13 protein-coding genes are annotated in these 18,102 nt (G+C 60.3%); 6 read left to right on the forward strand and 7 right to left on the reverse strand.

Annotation, left to right across the window (positions count from 1 at the left end; all coding sequences use genetic code 11):
* Window positions 1–104 precede the first annotated feature (104 nt).
* Together VOY09_RS06450 and bcp are read right to left on the reverse strand one after the other, a co-directional pair.
* Window positions 105–899 carry a ferritin-like domain-containing protein gene (locus VOY09_RS06450; protein ID WP_322893762.1) on the reverse strand — a complete coding sequence of 265 codons (795 nt, stop codon included), beginning with the start codon at window positions 897–899 and terminating at the stop codon, window positions 105–107.
* A gap of 11 nt (window positions 900–910) precedes the next feature.
* Complete coding sequence (gene bcp / locus VOY09_RS06455; RefSeq protein ID WP_322893575.1) at window positions 911–1,378, reverse strand: thioredoxin-dependent thiol peroxidase; 468 nt, start codon at window positions 1,376–1,378, stop codon at window positions 911–913.
* A gap of 92 nt (window positions 1,379–1,470) precedes the next feature.
* On the opposite strand from bcp, the gene VOY09_RS06460 reads away from it, so the two are divergent.
* From VOY09_RS06460 to lpdA, 5 genes are all read left to right on the forward strand, one after another.
* On the forward strand, window positions 1,471–4,758 hold the full coding sequence (locus tag VOY09_RS06460; RefSeq protein WP_322893576.1) for an AsmA-like C-terminal region-containing protein: 3,288 nt from the start codon (window positions 1,471–1,473) through the stop codon (window positions 4,756–4,758).
* Complete coding sequence (gene queA, locus VOY09_RS06465; RefSeq protein WP_322893577.1) at window positions 4,755–5,810, forward strand: tRNA preQ1(34) S-adenosylmethionine ribosyltransferase-isomerase QueA; 1,056 nt, start codon at window positions 4,755–4,757, stop codon at window positions 5,808–5,810. Before VOY09_RS06460 ends, queA begins: the two co-directional genes overlap by 4 nt.
* An 81-nt stretch (window positions 5,811–5,891) precedes the next feature.
* Window positions 5,892–7,169, forward strand: coding sequence for an MFS transporter (locus tag VOY09_RS06470; RefSeq protein ID WP_322893578.1), 1,278 nt, complete (start codon window positions 5,892–5,894; stop codon window positions 7,167–7,169).
* A 75-nt stretch (window positions 7,170–7,244) separates the two neighbouring features.
* Window positions 7,245–7,826: a DUF924 family protein gene (locus VOY09_RS06475; RefSeq protein ID WP_322893579.1), complete on the forward strand. Its 582-nt coding sequence runs from the start codon at window positions 7,245–7,247 to the stop codon at window positions 7,824–7,826.
* Window positions 7,827–7,916: 90 nt separating this feature from the next.
* Window positions 7,917–9,311 (forward strand): dihydrolipoyl dehydrogenase, encoded by a 1,395-nt coding sequence (lpdA, locus tag VOY09_RS06480; protein WP_322893580.1) that lies wholly within the window; start codon window positions 7,917–7,919, stop codon window positions 9,309–9,311.
* A 72-nt stretch (window positions 9,312–9,383) separates the two neighbouring features.
* Here lpdA and VOY09_RS06485 read toward each other — a convergent pair whose 3' ends face one another.
* On the reverse strand, window positions 9,384–10,235 hold the full coding sequence (locus VOY09_RS06485) for a DUF4394 domain-containing protein (RefSeq protein WP_322893581.1): 852 nt from the start codon (window positions 10,233–10,235) through the stop codon (window positions 9,384–9,386).
* Window positions 10,236–10,515: 280 nt separating this feature from the next.
* Between VOY09_RS06485 and uvrA the strand changes: the two genes are divergently transcribed.
* Complete coding sequence (gene uvrA / locus VOY09_RS06490) at window positions 10,516–13,380, forward strand: excinuclease ABC subunit UvrA (protein ID WP_322893582.1); 2,865 nt, start codon at window positions 10,516–10,518, stop codon at window positions 13,378–13,380.
* A 59-nt stretch (window positions 13,381–13,439) separates the two neighbouring features.
* On the opposite strand, the gene mmsB is transcribed toward uvrA, so the two are convergent.
* From mmsB to VOY09_RS06510, 4 genes are all read right to left on the reverse strand, one after another.
* Window positions 13,440–14,306: a 3-hydroxyisobutyrate dehydrogenase gene (gene mmsB / locus VOY09_RS06495; RefSeq protein WP_322893583.1), complete on the reverse strand. Its 867-nt coding sequence runs from the start codon at window positions 14,304–14,306 to the stop codon at window positions 13,440–13,442.
* Between the two features lie 2 nt (window positions 14,307–14,308).
* The gene (locus VOY09_RS06500; protein WP_322893584.1) at window positions 14,309–15,322 is read right to left on the reverse strand and encodes an enoyl-CoA hydratase/isomerase family protein; all 1,014 of its coding nucleotides are present in this window, start codon (window positions 15,320–15,322) and stop codon (window positions 14,309–14,311) included.
* Complete coding sequence (locus tag VOY09_RS06505) at window positions 15,319–16,455, reverse strand: acyl-CoA dehydrogenase family protein (RefSeq protein ID WP_322893764.1); 1,137 nt, start codon at window positions 16,453–16,455, stop codon at window positions 15,319–15,321. Before VOY09_RS06505 ends, VOY09_RS06500 begins: the two co-directional genes overlap by 4 nt.
* Before the next feature lie 90 nt (window positions 16,456–16,545).
* Window positions 16,546–18,045, reverse strand: coding sequence for a CoA-acylating methylmalonate-semialdehyde dehydrogenase (locus VOY09_RS06510; RefSeq protein ID WP_322893585.1), 1,500 nt, complete (start codon window positions 18,043–18,045; stop codon window positions 16,546–16,548).
* Window positions 18,046–18,102 lie beyond the last annotated feature (57 nt).

The following is an 18,102-nucleotide window of genomic DNA, read 5'->3' on the forward strand; positions in this document are numbered from 1 at the left end:
ATCTGTTAGCCACCAAAAGACGGTGTCGCAACACAGAATGCCGAAATTATGGCGCGATCCCTCTAACGCGCCAATCTTGCGCGAGGTTCCGCCGAAAAGTGAATTTAGCGCGACTGTTGCGCCAGCGGCCAATAGAAATCCGGCGGGATCCCGGCCTCGGCGCGTTTCTCTTCGTTGAAAGGCGGCTTCAGCGCGCCATGAAAATAGCGCCCGACAAGATCATGGAACAGGATCACCGGATCCAGATCATGCCGTCCACACAGGAAATGAAACCATTTTGACCCATAGGCGACGTGATGCACCTCTTCGGCATAGATCACCTGCAAGGCGTCAACCACCTGCGCCTGTCCGGCGTTCTCAAAAATCGCGATCATGCCGGGGGTCACATCCAGCCCGCGTGCCTCCAGCACCATCGGCACCACGGCCAGACGGCCCATCAGGTCGCTGGCGGTATCGGTCGCGGCCTGCCACATGCCGGCATGGGCGGGCAGAGCGCCGTAATGGCTGCCCGCTGCCTCAAGACAATCGCACATCAGGTTGAAATGTTTTGATTCTTCATCCGCCGCTTTCACCCAATCGTCATAGAATCCCATGGGCATGCGGGTGTCGGTGAACCGCGCAATGATATCCCAATGCAGATCGACCGCATTGAGTTCGATATGCGCCACCGCATGCAGCAAGGCGATCCGCCCTACCTCCGTGCTGGATTTACGCTGCGGCACGTCGCGCGGGGCCAGCAACGCGGGCAGGTCAGGCCGCGCCGGGTGCAGCGGCGGTGTGGCGTCACCTATTTGCACCGCATCACCCGCCGCGCGCGCGGCCTGCCATGTGGCCGCATAGCGGCGCGACAGGGCGGTTTTTTCGCGGCCATCGGCGGTATTCAGCACCGCGACGGCCATTTCCGCCAAGGTCAAAGCGCGCGCACCGCGTCCAGCACAGCCTCGACATGGCCCGGCACTTTCACCTTCGGCCAGACCTGCGCGATCTTGCCATCCGGTCCGATCAGGAATGTCGCGCGTTCGATCCCCATATAGGTCTTGCCATACATGCTCTTTTCAACCCAGACGCCATAGCGTTCGCAGACATCGCCGTCCTCGTCCGACAGCAGGGCGATTTTCAGATCATGTTTGGCGATGAATTTGCCATGTTTGGCGACAGAATCCTTTGACACGCCAAGGATCACCGCGCCCGCAGCGGTAAAATCATCGACACTCTCGGTGAAACCGATGGCTTCCTTGGTGCAGCCGGGGGTGTCATCCTTGGGGTAGAAATAAAGCACGACTTTCTTGCCCGCAAAATCCGACAGATTGACAGTCTCGCCGCCGTCGCGTGGTAGGCTGATGTCAGGCGCGGTTTCGCCGATCGCTGGATGGGTCATGGCAGATCCTTTATGCTAAGGTTTTGTTTGCTTCTTTTTAGTCCCATAGTGGCAAAGATAAAGGGATGCGACAGCCCAGAGGCGCAGATAGATTGCCAGAGCAAGACCAAGAACAGGCACCCACCCCCGTAAAACGCCCAAGGCGCGCTGGCTGGATCGCCTTGCGTGGGCTGGTTTTGCTGTGTCTCGCGCCGGTCATCTTTGCCGCCGCCGCCGCGATCATGCTGATCGAGCGCGATATCACCGCACCATCCTGGGTCACGCAACTGGTGCAGGACCGTGCCGCTGTTGTGCTTGACGGCGGCAGCCTGCGCTTTGGCGCCATTTCGATGCGGATCAGCCGCGATCTGCGTCCGGCGATCCGGCTGATTGACACCAGCGTCCTTGACCGCGACGGCGGTCTGGTCACCCGCATCCCGGTGATCGAGGCTGATCTGTCCCCGCGCGGCGTGATCCTGCAACGCAGCCTGTTGGTCCAGCAGGTCCGCGCGACCGGGGCGCAGGTCAATCTGCGCCGTGCGGCTGACGGCAGCCTCAGTTTTGCGCTGGGGGCGGGCAATGCAAGGCGCGCGCGCAACATGCCGGAACTTTTGGATCAGATTGATCTGTTTTTTGAAACTCCGGTGCTGGACGCCTTGCGCAGCGTCACCGCAACCGGGCTGATCGTGAATTTCGACGATGCACGCGCCGGGCGGTCCTGGACAGTGGATGATGGTCAGCTCGCGCTTGACCTGCGTGGCGGGCAGACGCAACTGGATGCTGAATTCGCGCTGTTGTCAGGCCGGGCAGAGGTATCGACCGCCGTCATGTCCTATACCAGCCCGCGCAACAGCCGGGCATCGCAATTGGCGCTGACCATCACCAATATCGAGGCGGGCGATATCGCCGCACAATCACCCGCGCTGAACTGGCTGCGCGATGTCAACGCGCCGCTATCGGCTGTGCTGCGCACCGAACTTGACGCTGATGGCGCGCTGGGGCCGTTATACGCAACGCTGGAAATCGGCGCGGGCGTGCTGCAACCCAATCCCGCCGCTGAGCCGGTCAGCTTTTCCGATGCCAAAGCAAGCTTGCGTTATGATCCGGTGCTGGATCTGATTCAGTTCAGCGATATCACCGTGCAATCCGACTGGGGCAGCCTGCGCGCCAGCGGCGACGCTTACCTGCGCGAGATCGAGGCCGGTTTGCCGCGTGCCCTGCTTGCACAACTGCGGCTGCGTGATGTCGCGTTGAACCCGCCCGGCCTGTTCGACACGCCCCCGCTGATCGCGGCCGCGAATGTGGATTTGCGGCTGCGGCTTGATCCATTTGTGGTCGATATCGGTCAGGCCGTGGTGATCGATGGCCCCAGCCGCTTGCAGGTGCAAGGCCAGATCGCCGCGACCGATGCAGGCTGGCGGATTGGGCTGGACAGCCAGATTGATCAGATCGCGCCGGACCGGCTGCTTGACCTTTGGCCGAACGGGTTCCGGCCCGGCACCCGCAACTGGATGACCAACAATGTGCAGACGGGGCGATTGACGGACCTGCGCTTTGGCCTGCGCCGCGCACCGGATGGTGCGACAGATGTGGCCGGGAATTTCGCTTTTGACGGCACTGCTGTGAGCGTCATGCCCGACCTGCCTTTGGTCACGGATGCGACAGGGGTCGCCAGCCTGATTGATCACCGTTTTGTCGTGACGGTGGACGAGGGGCTGATGACCGCACCCGAAGGCGGCGAGGTGGTGATGAACGGCAGTTCCTTCGCGATTGAGGATCTGCGCCAGCGCCCCAGCCCCGCGACTCTGACCCTCCATTCCGAAAGCAGCCTGCCGTCCTTGCTGGCGTTGATCAACCAGCCGCCCTTTGGCTTCATGGACCGTGCCAATCTGCCGGTGACCTTGGCCGATGGCACCGCGCGCAGCCGCGGGATCGTCACCATGCCGCTGTCGATGCGCCCGCCGCGCGATGAGGTGCGGTTTGATTTCGACGTTGATCTGGCTGGTGTCAGCAGCGACGTGCTGGTTCCGGGACGTGACCTGACCGCCTCAGCGATGCAACTGGCGGTGAATGATGCCGGCCTCACAATCGCGGGGCCGGTCCAGCTTGATGGCGTGCCTGCCGACGCGATCTGGACCCAGAGCTTTGGTCCCCCCGATCAGGCCAGCAGCCTTTTGCAAGCCGAGGTGACCCTGTCGCCTGACGCCTTGCGCGCCTTCAATATTGCGCTGCCCCCCGGCATGATCACCGGCGAAGGGCGCGGGCAATTGCAGGTCACCCCACGCCGCGGCGCGGCGCCGCAATTTGTACTGACATCCGATCTGCAAGGCCTGCAGATTGCCATTCCGGCGGTCAGCTGGTCCAAAGGCGCGGGCACCACCGGGGATCTGCGGATCGAAGGCACGCTGGGGGCGGTGCCCGTCATCTCGCGCCTCAGCATCAGCGGTGGTGGTTTGCAGGCCGAAGGGCGTATTGATCTTGCCGCCTCGGGTGGGCTTGAGCGCGCGGTCTTTTCGCGGCTGCGCATCGGCGATTGGCTTGATGCGCCGATCACCCTGCGCGGGCGCGGCGCGGGCCAACCCCTTGGGGTGGAAATCGGCGGTGGCATGCTGGATCTGCGCCGCGCGCGGTTTGGCGGCGGGGGTGATGGCGGGGCAGGCGGCGGGCCGGTGCAGATCGTGCTGGACCGCCTGGTGGTCACCGAAGGCATCACGCTGACTGATTTCCGCGGCGGTTTCACCACGATGGCGGGGTTCACCGGGCAGTTCAGCGCCTTGGTCAATGGTGCGGCTGCCGTGACCGGCACGGTCGCCCCGCGTAACGGTCGCTCTGCCGTGCGGCTGCGCAGTGATGATGCCGGTGTTGTATTACAGGCGGCTGGGTTTTTCCGCACCGCCCTTGGCGGCGCGCTGGATCTGACCCTGCTGCCAGCAGGTGGTGAAGGTACGTTCGACGGCACTGTTGCGGTGCGCAATCTGCGGGTGCGTGATGCGCCGTCGATTGCGGCCTTGCTCGATGCGATCAGCGTCGTGGGGCTGATCCAGCAATTGGACGGGCAGGGGCTGTCGTTTGACACGGTCGATGCGCAATTCCGCCTGACACCTGACCAAGTCATCGTGACGCAGGCCTCTGCTGTCGGTCCGGGGCTTGGCATCTCGGTCGATGGGATTTACACGCTGGCCTCCAAGCAATTTGATTTACAGGGTGTCGTGTCGCCGTTCTATCTGGTCAACAGCATTGGGTCTTTCCTGACCCGCCGTGGCGAAGGGCTGATCGGCATCAGCTTTACCATCGCGGGCACCAGCGATGCGCCCCGCGTGGGCGTCAACCCGCTGTCGGTGCTGACACCCGGTATGTTCCGCGATATTTTCCGCCGCCCGCCACCGGAACTGACACAATGAAACTCAGCGATTTCGACTTTGACCTGCCTGATGATCTGATCGCCACGCGGCCCGCGCGGCCAAGGTCATCTGCGCGGCTGCTGCTCGCGCAGGGCAATGCAATTGCCGACAGAACGGTCACCGATCTGGTCGCGATCCTGCAACCGGGTGACCGGCTGGTGCTGAACGACACCAAGGTGATCCCGGCCCGCCTGTCCGGTACCCGCGCGCGGTCCGGTGATGCGGGCGAGACCGAGGCGCGGATCGAGGTGACCTTGCTGGAACCGCAGGCCGATGGGACTTGGTCGGCGCTGGTCAAGCCCCTGAAAAAGGTCCGCGATGGCGAGATGATCCGGTTTTCCGCTGACCTGTCTGCGACCATGATCAGCCGCGCGGATGGGCAGGCGATGCTCGCCTTCAACCTGACTGGCGATGATTTTGATGCCGCGTTGAACGCCGTGGGGGCAATGCCCTTGCCGCCCTACATCGCGGCCAAACGCCCCGCAGATGCTGCCGACAAGGATGATTACCAGACCTATTGGGCGCGCCATGCCGGTGCAGTCGCCGCCCCCACCGCATCGCTGCATTTTGACGGGCCGTTGTTGCAGGCGCTTGCCGCGCGTGGCGTCACCATGACCTATGTCACCTTGCATGTCGGCGCGGGCACGTTTTTGCCGGTCAAGGTCGATGACGTGCGTGACCATAAAATGCATGCTGAATGGGGCGAGGTCACCGCACAGGCCGCGAGTGAGATCAACGCCACCCATGCCGTAGGCGGGCGCGTGATCCCTGTCGGCACCACAGCACTGCGGTTGATCGAATCTGCCGCAAAGGACGGGCAACTGCACCCCTGGACCGGCCCGACCGATATTTTCATCACCCCCGGTTTCCGGTTCCAGATCGCCGATGGGTTGATGACCAATTTTCATCTGCCCAAATCCACGCTGATGATGCTGGTGTCCGCCATGATGGGGGTGGACCGGATCAAGGCGATCTATGCCCATGCCATTGCGGAACGCTATCGGTTCTTCTCTTACGGCGATGCGTCGCTTTTGTTGCCTGACCCAGCGTGATTGTCATCCCCGCGACGTTGCAATCGGTCTAAGGACGGGTCACACGGCGGCAAAGACGGCAGCACCCGGAAGGGAAAGAAGATGTTTCAGGTTTTGTCAGGCTCATGGGCGCTATTTCTGGGCATGTTCCTGTTGATGGTCGGCAACGGCCTGCAGGGTACGCTGCTCGGTCTGCGGGGCGAGCTGGAAGGCTTCAGCACGCTTGCGCTGTCTTTCGTGATGTCGGCCTATTTCATGGGCTTTTTGTTCTCGTCGCGCTTCACCCCTGAACTGATCCGCCGGGTCGGGCATGTGCGGGTCTTTGCGGCGATGGGGTCGATGATCTCGGCGGTGCTGATCCTTTATCCGACGCTGGTCGATCCGATTGCCTGGACCATCGGGCGGGTGATCATCGGCTTTTGTTTCTGCGGCGTCTATATCACCGCCGAAAGCTGGCTGAACGATGCCTCCAGCAATGCCAATCGCGGCAAGGCTCTGTCGCTTTACATGATCGTGCAGATGGGCGGGATCGTCACCGCGCAATTCATCGTCAGCCAGGGTGACGTGTCGGGCTATGTGATCTTTATCATCCCCTCCGTCCTCGTCTCACTGGCCTTCGCGCCGGTCCTGCTGTCAGCGCGCCCGATGCCCGCCTTTTCCGCCACCAAACCGATGAAGATCGCGGCGCTGATCAAGACATCGCCGCTGGGCTGTGCAGGCATGTTCCTGCTGGGCGGGGTCTTTGCCGCGCAATTCGGCATGTCGGCGGTTTACGGCAGCCGGGTGGGTCTCAGCGTCGGGGAAATCTCATTCTTCATCTCGGCGATCTATGTCTCGGCTTTAGTGCTGCAATATCCCATCGGCTGGCTGTCAGACCGGATGGACCGCCGGGTGCTGATCATCTGGATCGCGCTCTTGGGCGGGCTGGGGTCGCTGATCGCCTTTCTGATTCCCGGTTACTTCGTGCTGATCATCATCAGCGGCGCCATCGTCGGCGGCACATCGAACCCGCTTTATGCGCTGCTGATCGCCTATACAAATGATTACCTTGAGAAAGAGGATATGGCCGCGGCCTCTGGCGGTTTGCTGTTCATCAACGGTCTGGGTGCAATCATGGGGCCGCTGATCGTCGGTGTGATGATGGATGCTATCGGAAACAATGGTTTCTGGCTGTTCACCGCCCTGCTGATGCTGAGCCTTGCCGCCTATGGCATGCTGCGCGCGACACAGCGGGATCGTGGCGCGATGGATCTGGATCAGGTGCCCTATGCGCCGGTTTCGGCCAGCTCTTCCGCCGTGGCGGTCGAGGTCGCGCAGGAAGCCTATATCGACGCGCAAAGCGAAGACACAGCTGTGCAGAGTGGCGAAAATCGGAACTGATCGGCAGGAAACCCTTGTCAGGTCAGGGTTTCTCTGTTTCGGTTGACGCTAGGGGATGCGCGGGGAGGAATTGCAATGTCGCAAGCAGATGAGGTGCTGGCCTTCTGGCTGGATGAATGCACGCCCGCGGATTGGTATAAATCCGATCCCGATTTTGACGCAGAGATCAAAGACCGCTTCCATGATCTGTGGGTCTCTGCAACCGAAGGATCGCTGGGCCTCTGGCTGACCCATGCATCGGGCACACTGGCCTATATCATCCTGACCGATCAGTTTCCGCGCAACATGTTCCGGGGGCAGGGCAAGGCTTTCGCCACGGATCTTCTGGGCCTTGCCGCCGCCAAGATGGCGATTGACCGCAATTGGGACATGAAGATCGCAGAACCCGCACGGCAGTTTTTCTATCTGCCCTTGATGCATTCCGAAACGCTGTCCGATCAGGACCGCGCCGTGCGGCTGATCTGGACGCGGATGCCCGAAACCGGCCATAACAACCGCGATCATGCCTGCGCACATCGCGCCGTGATCCGCGATTTCGGGCGGTTTCCGTATCGCAATGAGGCCCTTGGCAGGCGCACATCACCGGCAGAACAGGCGTTTCTTGACGATGGCGGCTATATGGCCGCCCTGCGCGCCGTGCAAAAAGCCGAGACCTGACCCCGCAGACTGGCTGCTATGAGTATCAGTCACTAGAGGTCGCGGAGAAAATGGTTTAATGGTGAACTATCTTTATCTGGGAGGGCCGACATGGCTGCGAAGAATTTTGATCTGATCGTGATCGGGGCGGGCCCCGGCGGCTATGTCGCGGCGATCCGTGCGGCGCAACTGGGCAAGAATGTCGCGATTGTTGAGCGTGAAAATCTGGGCGGCATCTGCCTGAACTGGGGCTGTATCCCGACCAAAGCGATGCTGCGATCCTCTGAAGTGTTCCACCTGATGCACCGCGCAAAGGAATTCGGGCTGAGCGTCGACAAGGTCACCTATGATCTGGACGCTGTCGTCAAACGCTCTCGCGGCGTGGCCAAGCAGATGGAAGGCGGGGTCAAGCATCTGCTGAAAAAGAACAAGGTCACCGTCTTCATGGGCGATGCGACGATCCCCGCCAAAGGCAAGGTCGCCGTCAAGACCGAGGCAGCCACCGAAGAATTGACCGCCAAGAACATCGTGCTGGCCACTGGTGCCCGCGCGCGCAACCTGCCGGGGCTTGAGGCGGATGGCGACCGTGTCTGGTCTTACCGCCATGCTCTGGTGCCGCCACATATGCCCAAAAAGCTGCTGGTGATCGGATCGGGTGCGATCGGGATCGAATTCGCCAGCTTCTATAACACCCTTGGCGCGGATACGACCGTGGTCGAAGTGCTGGACCGCGTGCTGCCGGTCGAAGATGCCGAAATCTCTGCCTTTGCGAAAAAGCAATTCGTCAAACAGGGCATGAAGATCATGGAAAAATCCGTGGTCAAACAGCTTGACCGCGGTAAGGACAAGGTCACCGCCCATATCGAAAGCGGTGGCAAGATTGAAAAGATCGACTTTGACACCGTGATCAGCGCCGTCGGCATCGTCGGCAATACCGAAGGGCTGGGGCTGGAAGAACTAGGCGTCAAGATCGACCGCACCCATGTGGTGACGGACGAATATTGCCGCACTGGTGTGGATGGCCTCTATGCCATCGGCGATATCGCCGGTGCGCCGTGGCTCGCGCATAAAGCCAGCCATGAAGGCGTGATGGTCGCCGATCTGATCGCAGGAAAACATGCGCATCCGGTGAAACCCGAAAGCATCGCAGGCTGCACCTATTGCCATCCGCAGGTCGCGTCCGTGGGCTATACCGAGGCGAAGGCGAAAGAGCTGGGCTATGACATCAAGGTCGGCCGCTTCCCCTTCATCGGCAATGGCAAGGCAGTGGCTTTGGGCGAACCCGAAGGCATGGTCAAAACCATCTTTGACGCGAAAACCGGCGAACTCCTCGGCGCGCATATGGTCGGCGCGGAAGTCACCGAACTGATCCAGGGCTATGTGATCGGACGTCAGTTGGAGACAACGGAAGAAGATTTGATGAACACTGTCTTCCCGCATCCGACCCTGTCGGAAATGATGCATGAAAGCGTGCTCGACGCTTATGACCGCGTCATTCATATGTAAAAGAAATGGCCGCGCTGATGCGCGGCCATTCTCTGCCCGGCCCCAAGGGGACGGAAAGCCGGGCGGGGGGACTTAGTCAGCCAGCATCGCGGCAAAGCCGTTATAGCCCATCGCGCCCAGATCGGCCTGCATGGTCAGCGCGCCGGTTTCCAGATCAACGGCGTAGATGCCCGAAGTCTCAGCACCTTCCATCATCAACACGGCATAGGCCATGTTTTCGCCTTCCGCAGGCGAGATGATTTCCAGATCGCCCATCGCGCTGATATCGACCGCTTCACCATCAAGGGTCAGCGCGGCCACTGTCGTCAGCGTGCCTTCGTTATTAGCCAGGTTGGCCAGCGCATTGGTTTCGGCATCCAGCACATATTGCAGCGTTTCAGAGGCTGTCTCGCCTTCAATCGCATTGGTATAGGCGCTGGCGAAAACCGCAGGCGTCATCCCGGCATTGTCGTCACCTTCGGCATAGAACATGTCGGTGAAACGCAGGACGGAATTGGCGCGCTCATCATTGTCGCCGAAACCCTCGGGGAAATAGACATGGTTCGACCCGTCTGTCGCCACAATCCGCACCGCATCGATGTTGTTGTTGAAATCAAACCCGACCATGGCACCTTCGGTGATACCGACATTTTCGCCGATCAGGTTTTCGGTCGCTGTCAGTTCCCCGGATGCCGTGTCGATCGTGTAAACTGCACCATTTGGCGCAATCCCGATCAGATCGCCGGTCACCGGGCGATAGGCAATCGCGCCAAGAATACCGGAAAGCGTGACCGTCTCGCCGGTTTCCATCAGGCCGGGCAGGGTGACAAGGCTGGTGCCGTCAGCGCCAAGTGCGTAGCCAGTGACGGCAGGGCTATGGTTGTCGGCAAAAACGGGCGCGCCAAGCAGGGCAAGCGTGGTGGCGGAAATCAATGTCTTTTTCATCGCATGATCCTTTTCAATTGGGTTGGCAAAATGCCTTGGATAAGCTAACAGATGGAGTCTAAGTCATTGTTTGTAAACGCATTAAAACTTAATGTGATAGCGAAACTATCGTGCGTCGCGTCTCGTGTATGCAAACTTGCGCCCTGATCCGACTGCTCGAATTTCGGGCGACAGTGCTGCGCCCCCGGAATAATTTTGCAAATGTTCCGTTAATGTTCTAGATCGGCACTGGTAGTGGCGGCAGCCACGACTATGTCATGCATGTTGCCTGGGGGTCAGAATGGCTGAGCTGAAACATATCGAAGTGCGCGGCGCGCGTGAACATAACCTCAAGAACATCGACGTGGACATTCCGCGCGATCAGCTTGTGGTGATCACCGGCCTGTCGGGGTCGGGCAAATCCTCGCTCGCTTTTGATACGATCTATGCCGAAGGGCAGCGGCGCTATGTCGAATCCCTGTCCGCCTATGCGCGGCAATTCCTTGATATGATGGAAAAGCCTGACGTCGATCACATCAGCGGCCTGTCCCCTGCCATTTCCATCGAACAGAAGACCACCAGCAAGAACCCCCGGTCCACTGTCGGCACGATCACCGAAATCTATGATTACCTGCGCCTTTTGTTCGCCCGCGCTGGCACGCCCTATTCCCCCGCCACGGGCCTGCCGATTGAAGCGCAGCAGGTGCAGGATATGGTCGACCGCGTCATGACCCTGCCCGAAGGCACGCGCGGCTATCTGCTCGCCCCGATCATCCGCGACCGCAAAGGCGAATACCGCAAGGAATTCCTCGATCTGCGCAAACAAGGGTTTCAGCGGGTCAAGGTGGATGGGCAATTCTATGAATTGGACGAACCGCCGACATTGGACAAAAAATTTCGCCACGATATCGACGTGGTCGTGGACCGGATCGTCGTGCGCGAAGGTCTGGAAACCCGGCTGGCCGATTCCTTCCGCACCGCCCTTGATCTGGCCGATGGCATCACCGTGCTGGAAACCGCACCGGGCGAGGGTGAAGGTGAACCCGAACGCATCACTTTTTCCGAAAAATTCGCCTGTCCGGTGTCGGGCTTCACCATCCCCGAAATCGAACCGCGCCTGTTTTCCTTCAACGCGCCTTTCGGCGCATGCCCGGATTGCGACGGGCTGGGGGTGGAATTGTTCTTTGACGAACAGCTTGTCGTCCCCGATGTGACACTGAAGATCGCCGATGGTGCGCTGGCCCCATGGCGCAAAGGCAAATCGCCCTATTTCCTGCAAACTATCGAAGCCATTGCGAAACATTACGGTTTCAACAAAAACGCCCGTTGGAAAGACCTTGACCCCAAAGTGCAGGAGGTGTTCCTGCGCGGCTCCGGCAAGGAAGAAATCAAATTCCGCTATGACGAAGGCGGCCGCGTCTATCAGGTTGAACGCCCTTTCGAAGGCGTGATCCCGAATATGGAACGCCGCTATCGCGAGACTGACAGTAACTGGATTCGCGAAGAATTCGAAGCCTATCAGAACAACCGCCCCTGCGGCACCTGCGGCGGCTACCGCCTGCGGGCCGAGGCGCTGGCGGTCAAGATCGGTGGCAAGCATGCCGGGCAGGTTGTGCAGCTGTCGATCAAGGAAGCCTATGATTGGTGCCTGACAGTGCCGGATAATCTGAGCAAACAGAAAAACGAAATCGCTGTCGCGATCCTCAAGGAAATCCGCGAACGGCTAGGGTTTTTGAACAATGTGGGCCTCGAATATCTGACACTGGCGCGCAATTCCGGCACTTTGTCGGGGGGTGAAAGCCAGCGGATCAGGCTCGCCAGCCAGATCGGGTCGGGCCTGCAAGGCGTGCTTTACGTGCTGGACGAACCCAGCATCGGCCTGCACCAGCGCGACAATGACCGGCTGCTGACGACGCTGAAAAACCTGCGCGATCAGGGCAATACCGTGATCGTCGTCGAACATGACGAAGAGGCGATCCGCGAGGCTGATTATGTCTTCGACATCGGCCCGGGGGCAGGTGTGCATGGCGGGCGCGTGGTGGCCAAAGGCACACCAGCCGAGATTATGGCGGATGAAAACTCCATCACCGGCCAATATCTGACCGGCAAACGCGAAATCGCCGTGCCGAAAACCCGCCGCAAAGGCAAAGGTAAGAAACTGACCGTGGTCAAGGCGACGGGCAATAACCTGCAAAACGTGACAGCGGATTTCCCGCTGGGCATGTTCGTCTGTGTGACCGGCGTATCGGGCGGCGGCAAATCCACGCTGACGATCGAAACCTTGTTCAAAAACGCCTCGCAGAAACTTAACGGCGCGCGGCAGGCCCCGGCGCCCTGCGAGACGATCAAGGGGTTCGAACATCTCGACAAGGTCATCGACATCGACCAGCGCCCGATTGGCCGCACCCCGCGATCCAACCCCGCGACCTATACCGGCGCCTTCACCCCGATCCGCGACTGGTTTGCAGGCCTGCCAGAGGCCAAGGCGCGCGGCTATAAACCGGGGCGGTTCAGCTTCAACGTCAAAGGCGGACGCTGCGAGGCCTGTCAGGGCGACGGCGTGCTGAAGATCGAGATGAACTTTCTGCCCGATGTCTATGTCACCTGCGAAACCTGCAAGGGCGCGCGTTATAACCGCGAAACCTTGGAGGTGAAATTCAAAGGCAAAAGCATCGCCGATGTGCTGGATATGAACGTGGAAGAGGCGCAGGAATTCTTCACTGCCGTGCCGTCGATCCGTGAAAAGATGGATGCGCTGATGCGCGTCGGTCTGGGCTATATCAAGGTCGGCCAACAGGCGACGACCCTCTCAGGCGGCGAGGCGCAGCGCGTGAAACTGTCTAAGGAACTGGCGAAACGCTCCACCGGCCGCACGCTTTATATTCTGGATGAACCGACAACCGGCCTGCATTTCGAAGATGTGCGCAAGCTGTTGGAAGTGCTGCATGAATTGGTCGATCAGGGCAATTCGGTGATCGTGATCGAACATAACCTCGACGTAGTGAAAACTGCCGATCATATCATCGATATTGGCCCCGAAGGCGGCGATGGCGGCGGACGGATCGTCGCCGTCGGCACACCGGAACAGGTGGCCGAAGTCGCGGAAAGCCATACCGGGCGCTACCTCAAACCCATGCTGGTGCCGCGCAAAGTGGCGGCGGAATGACCGCCCCATCCTTTGGATGGGACGGGCCGCCGGCGGGAGTATTTGCCGGAAATAAGAAATTACGGGCGCTGCCGCGCTGTGAACCGTGGCAGCATGGCAGAGAAATCGCGGCCACGTCCGTCTTCGGTTTCGACGAAAGCGGTGTAAAGCGCCGTTGCCGCTTGTCCCATCGGCGTATCCGCATCGACGGCGGCAGCCGCTGTCTGGCTGAGCCGCAGGTCTTTCAGCATCAGTTCGGCGGCAAAACCGGGTTTGTAGTCATTATCCGCCGGGCTTTGCGGCCCGATCCCCGGCGCCGGGCAATAGCTGTTCATCGACCATGACGCGCCGGATGATGTGCTGACGACGTCAAACATTGCCTGCCGTTCCAGCCCCAGTTTATCGGCCAGGGCAAACGCCTCGCAGGTCGCGATCATCGTGACGCCGAGGATCATGTTGTTGCAGATTTTCGCCGCCTGCCCATTGCCCGCGGCCCCACAATGCACCGCCTTTTGCCCCATGATCTCGAACAGGGGTTTGACCTGATCGAAACCCGCCAGTGGCCCACCCGCCATGAAGGTCAGCGTGCCATTGGTTGCCCCGACAGTCCCACCAGAGACCGGCGCATCCACTGCCAGCAGCCCATGTGCCTCTGCCTTTGCTGCGACCGCGCGGGCGCTGTCGACATCGACGGTCGAGCAATCAAGATGCACCGCGCCTTGTTTCATCGCCGGATGAATTTGCGCCGCCACCGCGCGCAGGATTTTGCCATCCGGCAACATGGTGATCACCACATCGGCGTCCCGCGCGGCATCTTCGGCACTGTCCACCAGTGTCAGCCCGGCAGGCCTTGCCACCGGGTCAAACGCCACGACATCATGCTGCCCTGTCAGATTGGCCGCCATCGGTGCGCCCATATTGCCCAGCCCGATAAAGCCGATTTTCATATTCAATCCTCCCAGATCAATGCATCTGTGCCCAAGGGGGCGGTCATTCTGGCGACATCCTCTGACCCGTAATCCTGCCATTTCGGCGCACGGTCCTTGTCGATGATCGCGGCGCGGATGCCTTCGATGAAATCGCCCTGTGCTGCGGCGCGGAAGGTGTAGCGGTATTCATGGTCGAGCGCGGTTTCGATCTGCGGGTCTGCCCTGACCGTTGCGATGATCTGCACGGCCACCGCCATCGCCAGCGGGGCATTCGCACCGATCAATTTGCGCGCCTTTTCAGCGGCAGCGTTTGGCGCAGCAGTCAAGGTGCGGTGAATGTCATCAATCGTCGCACCGTTGAAGATGGTATCAATCGCGTCCTGCCATGCAGCAAGATCGCTTGGTGGGGCAGGGGGCGCCTTGATCGCATCCAGATCACCCGCCATCAATCCGCCCTTCACCGCATCCCACTCCTGCGCCGGAATGAAATGATCCGCGAACCCCGCGAATATCGCATCGCCCGCATCCATCCGATCCCCGGTCAGCCCCAGATAGGTCCCGACATAGCCCGGCGCGCGGGCGAGGAGCAGCGAGCCGCCGACATCCGGCACCAGCCCGATGCTGCATTCGGGCATCGCGATCTGGCTGTCTTCGCACACGATCCGGTGGCTGGCGTGGCAGCCGATGCCGACACCGCCGCCCATGGTGAAACCGTGCAGGAAAGTTACAACGGGTTTGGGGTAATGATGCAGCTTCCTGTTCAGCCGGTATTCATCGCGCCAGAAGTGCTGGCCATAGGCGTAATCACCGCGTTTCGCCGTCGCATACATCTCGGCGATATCGCCACCGGCGCAAAAGGCGCGGTCACCGGCACCGTCGATCAACACCGATGCCACATCGGGGTCATCGCGCCACCGGTCCAGCGCGGTCTCAATCGCCAGACACATTTCCCAGGTCAGCGCGTTCAGCGCCTGTGGCCGGTTCAGCGTCATCCGCCCGGCGCGCCCTTCGGTACGGATCAGCACATCATTCATCGGATCAGCGCGCGGGCGGTGATCAGGCGCATGATCTCATTGGTGCCTTCCAAAATCTGATGCACCCGCAGATCGCGGACGATTTTCTCGATCCCGTAATCCGCCAGATAGCCATAGCCGCCGTGCAATTGCAGGCATTGATCGGCGACCATACTGCCGGTTTCGGTGCAAAGTTTCTTCGCCATGGCGCAGAATTTCGTTGCATCCGGGGCACCCGTGTCCAGCTTCCACGCTGCCTGCCGCAGGAATGTCCGCGCCGCTTGCAAGGCAATCTCGGCATCCGCCAGCCGGAACTGCAGCCCCTGAAACTGGTCTATCGACTGCCCGAATGCCTTGCGGCCTTTCATATAGGCCAGCGTCTGATCCAGCGCGCATTGGGCCGCACCTATCGAACAGGCCGCGATATTCAACCGCCCGCCGTCCAGCCCAGCCATGGCATAGGTGAACCCGCGGCCTTCTTCGCCCAGCAGATTGCCCAAAGGCACAGCGCAATCATCCAGTTGCACCTGCCTTGTGGGTTGCGACCGCCAGCCCATCTTGTTCTCCAACCCGCCAAAGGACAGGCCGGGGGCGTCGCCTTCGACAATAATCGCGCTGATGCCCTTTGGGCCGGCGTCACCGGTGCGGGCCATGATGATATAGGCATCGGAATAACCTGCGCCGGAAATGAACGCTTTCGTTCCGTTCAGCAGATAGTTTTCATTGCTGCGGCTGGCACGGGTTTTCAGCGCCGCCGCGTCAGAGCCCGACCCCGGTTCGGTCAGGCAATAGGACAGGATCAGGTCCATCGACAAGGCCGGCGGCAACAGACGGGCGCGCAGATCGTCGGAGCCATAGCTGTCGATCATCTTCGCGCACATGTTGTGGATTGATAAAAACGCCGCAACGGAGGCGCAGGAGTATGACAAAGCTTCAAACACCAGCGTCGCATCCAGCCGTGACAGACCGGCACCGCCATTCTCGTCCGACACGTAAAGCCCGCCGAAACCCAGCGCGGCCAGTTTTGGCCACAGCTCTTTCGGGATCGTGCCCTGGCCCTCCCATTCGCGCGCGAAAGGCGCGATATGCTCTTGTCCGAAGGCAAGCGCCATATCGAAAATCGCGGATTGCTCCTCGCTCAACGCAAAATCCATCATGCCCCTCCCGGAAATGAACGAATGTTAAATTATGGCGCGCGGCGGATCGGTTTGGCAAGGCCGCTGATACGGCCTTGCCCTGCGTCATTATTCCATCAGGGGGATGGAGAATTCGCCACCTTCTTTGATCCCTGACGGCCAGCGCGATGTGACCGTCTTGGTGCGGGTGTAGAATTTGAACGCATCCGGCCCGTGCTGGTTGAGATCGCCGAACATGGATTTCTTCCAGCCGCCAAAGGTGTGATAGGCCAAAGGCACCGGGATCGGCACATTGATGCCGATCATGCCAATATTCACACGATTGGCGAAGTCACGCGCCGCATCACCGTCACGGGTAAAGATCGCGGTGCCATTGCCGTATTCATGGTCCATCGCCAGACCCAAAGCCTCTTCATAGGTCTGGGCGCGCACGCAGGTCAGGACGGGGCCAAAGATTTCCTTGGTGTAAATGTCCATATCCTTCGTGACATGGTCGAATAGATGCGGGCCGACAAAGAAACCATCCTCATAACCCTGCAGCTTGAAATCACGGCCGTCGACGACAAGCTCTGCGCCTTGGGCGATGCCGCTTTCCACCAGTTTGAGGATATTGGCCTTGGCCGCTGCCGTCACAACCGGCCCGTAATCCACATCATTGCCCGATGTATAGGGGCCGACCTTCAGCGCCTCGATCCGAGGGACCAGTTTTTCAATAAGGCGGTCGGCGGTTTCCTCACCCACCGGCACCGCGACGGAAATCGCCATGCAACGTTCGCCAGCGGCACCATAGCCTGCGCCAATCAGCGCATCAGCGGCCTGATCCAGATCGGCGTCGGGCATGATGATCATATGGTTCTTGGCACCGCCGAAACATTGCACGCGCTTGCCAGCGGCACAGCCACGGCCATAAATATATTCCGCAATAGGGGTAGAGCCGACAAAACCGATCGACTGGATCACATCATGGTCGATGATCGCATCCACGGCCTCTTTATCGCCATTCACGACCTGCAGGATGCCCTTGGGCAGGCCTGCTTCCTCCATCAATTCAGCCAGCATCAGCGGCACGGACGGGTCACGTTCCGATGGTTTCAGAATAAACGCATTGCCGCAGGCAATCGCAGGGGCGAACATCCACATCGGGATCATGGCTGGAAAGTTGAACGGGGTAATCCCTGCGGTCACACCCAACGCCTGTTTCATCGAATACATATCAATGCCGGGGCCGGCGCTGTCGGTGAATTCACCTTTCAGCAATTGTGGCGCGCCGATGCAATATTCGACAACCTCCAGCCCGCGCTGCACATCGCCTTTGGCGTCGGGCAGGGTCTTGCCATGTTCGCGGGACAAAGCCTCGGCCAGCTTGTCCATATCGCGGTTCAGCAGGCCGACAAAGGCCATCATCACCCGCGCCCGGCGCTGCGGGTTCACAGCGGCCCATTTCGGCTGGGCTTCGGCGGCAATCTGCACGGCCTTGTCCATTTCGGCGGCATTTGCAAGCGGGACACGTGCCTGCACTTCGCCGGTGGCGGGGTTATAGATATCGGCAAAACGGCCCGATGTGCCTTTGACATGCGCGCCGCCGATGTAATGAGTCAGTTCTTGCATAGGATACCTCCATTGGTTGGTGGCACTATAGGCTTGCGTTTTTGCAGGTAAAAGCGG

It is taken from the genome of Yoonia sp. 67-2 (assembly GCF_035117555.1).
Taxonomy (GTDB): domain Bacteria; phylum Pseudomonadota; class Alphaproteobacteria; order Rhodobacterales; family Rhodobacteraceae; genus Yoonia.

Coding starts and splice junctions, on each gene's coding strand:
- VOY09_RS06450 (WP_322893762.1), bottom strand. CDS start 899: ATGGCCGTCGCGGTGCTGAATACCGCCGATGGCCGCGAAAAAACCGCC.
- VOY09_RS06485 (WP_322893581.1), bottom strand. CDS start 10,235: ATGAAAAAGACATTGATTTCCGCCACCACGCTTGCCCTGCTTGGCGCG.
- queA (WP_322893577.1), top strand. CDS start 4,755: ATGAAACTCAGCGATTTCGACTTTGACCTGCCTGATGATCTGATCGCC.
- uvrA (WP_322893582.1), top strand. CDS start 10,516: ATGGCTGAGCTGAAACATATCGAAGTGCGCGGCGCGCGTGAACATAAC.
- VOY09_RS06470 (WP_322893578.1), top strand. CDS start 5,892: ATGTTTCAGGTTTTGTCAGGCTCATGGGCGCTATTTCTGGGCATGTTC.
- VOY09_RS06500 (WP_322893584.1), bottom strand. CDS start 15,322: ATGAATGATGTGCTGATCCGTACCGAAGGGCGCGCCGGGCGGATGACG.
- mmsB (WP_322893583.1), bottom strand. CDS start 14,306: ATGAAAATCGGCTTTATCGGGCTGGGCAATATGGGCGCACCGATGGCG.
- VOY09_RS06510 (WP_322893585.1), bottom strand. CDS start 18,045: ATGCAAGAACTGACTCATTACATCGGCGGCGCGCATGTCAAAGGCACA.
- lpdA (WP_322893580.1), top strand. CDS start 7,917: ATGGCTGCGAAGAATTTTGATCTGATCGTGATCGGGGCGGGCCCCGGC.
- VOY09_RS06475 (WP_322893579.1), top strand. CDS start 7,245: ATGTCGCAAGCAGATGAGGTGCTGGCCTTCTGGCTGGATGAATGCACG.
- bcp (WP_322893575.1), bottom strand. CDS start 1,378: ATGACCCATCCAGCGATCGGCGAAACCGCGCCTGACATCAGCCTACCA.
- VOY09_RS06505 (WP_322893764.1), bottom strand. CDS start 16,455: ATGGATTTTGCGTTGAGCGAGGAGCAATCCGCGATTTTCGATATGGCG.